Consider the following 3,423-nt stretch of genomic DNA (forward strand, 5'->3'; position numbering starts at 1 on the left):
CATGTTGGGGTTCACCGTCCGCTTCGACCCGATCCAGGCCGCCTGACCACCACGCCACCTCGGGCGCAGCGCAACAAACACCAAATCACCCGAGCAGCCGCGGCTCACCCATAATTTTCGGACCAGTCTGCTCTGCCCAGCGCGGCAACGATCGGGCCGAGCTTGGCGAGAATCGGCACGAATACTGCAGGGGTGAGGTTTGCCATTACCCGCGGCGTGTCCCACTATGCAGGGCAGAGGATCGTGGGCGGAAGCCGGGTGAACGCCTCGGCACAGTCTGCCAAGAACTGCGTTCGTAGAGGTGCTGGACCCTTCGGAGACGTTGGGCAGATCGAACGTCGCGTCGATGTCCCAGCCGCGGGCGCAGCCAGTCCGCACCTCAGAACTCCAGGAAGTCAAATCGCAAACCGCTCCTGCCTTCGCCTCTTCCGGTCGACTTCCGGCGTCCTATCCAGACGTAGGTGGAGCCGTCGAGACCGCGGGCGTAGCGATAGACACGTTCGAGATGGACACCTTCCTGGGGCAGCTCTTCGAGGGGGATCGTCAACGCTGGATAGCTGAGCATCTGTCCCAGCGGACCGCCGGCCGCCGTCGGCAACCGCCCGCGACGCATCTGGAGAGGCCCGAGGGATCGCATCATGAACTTGGTTGTCGCGGTCGACGAAGTGCGGTTGCGATACATAGGCCAGCCCACTCGGTCTGCACTAGTCGGGAAGAGCTAAACGTCACAGTGACGAATTAGGGGTAATCCGCTGGGTTGGCATGGCATGGTGCGCGGAGTTGCTGACCCGCTGCTGCGGCAGTTGGCCCGATGGCCGCCCGAAACCCGGTCGACCGTCAACTCAACGCGGCGTTTCAATCCGCTCTGCGCCACAAGTCAATTCGTCACAGTGACGTATTGCCCGTGGCGAGAGGAGAGAGGGACGGTGGGCGGTCGATCGCCGGCTATTGGGCCGGCCGACTGGGGCACACTCAAGGGTTTCACCTAACACCCGAATCATTCATTAAGTGATCGAACTGTACGGCAACCTCGGCGGATGCAGAACCGATGCAAGGAGCCCCGTTGGGGAACAAGACCTGAAATCAGCGTCGCGACGTGCTCAGATCGGCCAATCGTCAAGGGGGTGCGAGTTCTTTCACTTAATGCAACTCGCACTAGCTTTATGCCGATAAGCGACATTATGTCAAGTTAAAGTACTCCGTTTTCATCGGATGAATCATCCACGCGCCGATCGACTTGATCGGCCGCGCTGTCGACGCCTCGGCCCGATTGGGTGAAAAGTCCTGGTTGGCTGCATGTTTGGGCACACTGCAGCGGGTGGCCACGACGCCGACCTCGGCCCGGTGCCTCGACACGTTGATGCAACCCTCCTTGAAGCGCTGGATCTACCAGCGGCGATGTGGTAATGATTCATTAGATGATTCAATGATGCATCAGATGAGACAGCCTGGAGGCCGGTTTGCCTGTCGATAAGAGCGGTCGCGTGTTCGTCGTGGGCGCGGTTCCTCTGCTGCATCCCGAGGTCCAGACGGTCGACGAAATGCTGGATGGCTGGCGCAACCAGCAACTATGCCGCAACCTGGCGCATGACACGATCGACGCTCGGATCGCCACTGTCCGCCGCTTCATCGCGCACAGCAACGAGTTCCCGTGGTCGTGGACACCGGCCATCGTCGAGGAGTTCTTCGCCGATCTGCGCGGCATTAAGGGCCGCCGACAGTCCACGGTACGCGGCTACCAGAATGCGCTGCGGTTGTTCTGCTCGTACATCGCGGATCCGGACTACGGTTGGGACCGCGTGTGCGAACAGCGGTTTGGCACGCATCCGGCACAGGTGTTTTTCGCCTGGAACACCGCCACGCATGTCCAGGACAACGAGCAGTCCCCCGAGAAGCGTCCGTTCACCAAGCAGGAGCTGCAGGACTTCTTCGACCACGCCGACGATCAGGTCACCTTGATCGCCAACTCGAACAAGAAGGGATGGCTGCCGGCCTACCGGGATTCGGTGATGTTCAAGGTCGCCTACTCCTACGGGTTGCGCTTCAATGAGCTGCGGCATCTGCAGACTGTCGACTTCACCCGCAACCCCCACGCCCCGGAGTTCGGCCGCTACGGCGCGGTCAAGGTCCGCTACGGCAAGGCAAAGAAAGGCTCACCGCCCAAACGCCGCACCGTGCTCACGGTCTTCGACTGGACATCGGAGATCACTGCCGACTGGCTGGCACACGGCCAGCCCTATATCGACGACAGCATCGATCTGTTCCCCAGCGAACGTGGCTCGTTGGTCGCCGAGAACACCCTGCTGCGGCGGTTCCGGCGCTACTGCAACGATCTTGGGCTGACCGACGGCCTGGATCTGCATTCGTTCCGCCGCTCCTACATCACCCACCTCATCGAAGACGGCTGGGACGCCAAGTTCGTCCAAGACCAGGCCGGCCACGAATTCGCCAGCACCACATCGCTATACACCGGCGTCGCCAGCGACTTTCGGACCCGGACCGTGCGGCGCGTGCTCGACCGCACCATCAAGGATGCGCTCTCGCTGGGAGAGGAAACCTCATGAAACGCGAAGTCGACTACAGCTGGCGGCTCGCCGAGCTCATGGCCGCACACGGGATGCACAACAGCACTGACCTGATCCCCCGTCTCGCCGAGCGCGGAATACAGCTCTCCCGCCCCCAGGTCTACCGCGTCGTTCATCAACGGCCCGAACGTGTCTCCCTGCAACTGATGGCGGCGTTGTGCGACATTCTCGGCTGCGGCGTGGACGACCTGGTGACGGTGACCGCCACCGACGTCCGACGCAGAAAGACCGCCTCAGGAACCACCACCACCCCGCCGCCCAATGTCGTCGAACTCAACAAATCCGTGCGGCCACGGCGGGCACGCGTGGTCACCGATGCCACCGATTGACCCCACACCACGGTCCACCCGCCGCGGCCGGCCACCGGTCACCACCGGCACTGTGGAGTGCAATCGGTGTCATCGCATGGCCAACACGCTGCGGGTGTACTGGCCGGGTGATCAGCTCTGCCACAGCTGCTTCTACACCGCGATGCGCACCCATGGCATCTGCCCGATCTGCGGCCACGATGGCGTCCTGCCGGGTCGCGCAAACCACACCGACCCGCGGCCGGTTTGCCTGACCTGCGCCGGTATCCCCGGCAATTTCACCTGCCGGACGTGCGGACTAGAAGGCGAGATCTACCGCGCCGGGGACTGCGCTCGATGTGCCCTGCGTGACGACCTCTGCCGGATCCTGCTACACCACCCCGCCGATCCGGCCGCCATGGAGACCCTCATCGAGGTGTTGTGCGGCGTGGACCGGCCCGAGAGCATCCTGGCCTGGAAACGCAGCCTACAGGTCCTGGAGCTACTCGGCGGAATCACGTCCGGCGCAATACCCCTCACCCACGACGGCC

At 62.9% G+C, this 3,423-nt stretch carries 3 protein-coding genes and 1 pseudogene; 3 read left to right on the forward strand and 1 reads right to left on the reverse strand.

Annotated elements, in window-relative coordinates:
* Window positions 1–379: 379 nt before the first annotated feature.
* Window positions 380–613 (reverse strand): hypothetical protein, encoded by a 234-nt coding sequence (locus ACLP9N_RS31820; protein WP_442411117.1) that lies wholly within the window; start codon window positions 611–613, stop codon window positions 380–382.
* An 871-nt stretch (window positions 614–1,484) separates the two neighbouring features.
* Here ACLP9N_RS31820 and ACLP9N_RS31825 point away from each other — a divergent pair.
* The 3 genes and pseudogenes from ACLP9N_RS31825 to ACLP9N_RS31835 form a co-directional block, all read left to right on the forward strand.
* Window positions 1,485–2,564 (forward strand): tyrosine-type recombinase/integrase, encoded by a 1,080-nt coding sequence (locus ACLP9N_RS31825; protein ID WP_442411118.1) that lies wholly within the window; start codon window positions 1,485–1,487, stop codon window positions 2,562–2,564.
* A complete protein-coding gene (locus ACLP9N_RS31830) occupies window positions 2,561–2,914 on the forward strand; it encodes a helix-turn-helix domain-containing protein (protein ID WP_442411119.1) in 354 nt (117 codons plus the stop codon). Before ACLP9N_RS31825 ends, ACLP9N_RS31830 begins: the two co-directional genes overlap by 4 nt.
* A pseudogene (locus tag ACLP9N_RS31835) lies at window positions 2,901–3,423 on the forward strand (hypothetical protein); the annotation flags it as partial. The gene ACLP9N_RS31830 and the pseudogene ACLP9N_RS31835, both read left to right, overlap by 14 nt.

The organism is Mycobacterium sp. (assembly GCF_052144515.1).
Taxonomy (GTDB): domain Bacteria; phylum Actinomycetota; class Actinomycetes; order Mycobacteriales; family Mycobacteriaceae; genus Mycobacterium.

Excerpts from the sequence above, each read along its gene's own strand:
- ACLP9N_RS31820 (WP_442411117.1), bottom strand. The coding sequence starts at position 613 with ATGCGTCGCGGGCGGTTGCCGACGGCGGCCGGCGGTCCGCTGGGACAG.
- ACLP9N_RS31830 (WP_442411119.1), top strand. The coding sequence starts at position 2,561 with ATGAAACGCGAAGTCGACTACAGCTGGCGGCTCGCCGAGCTCATGGCC.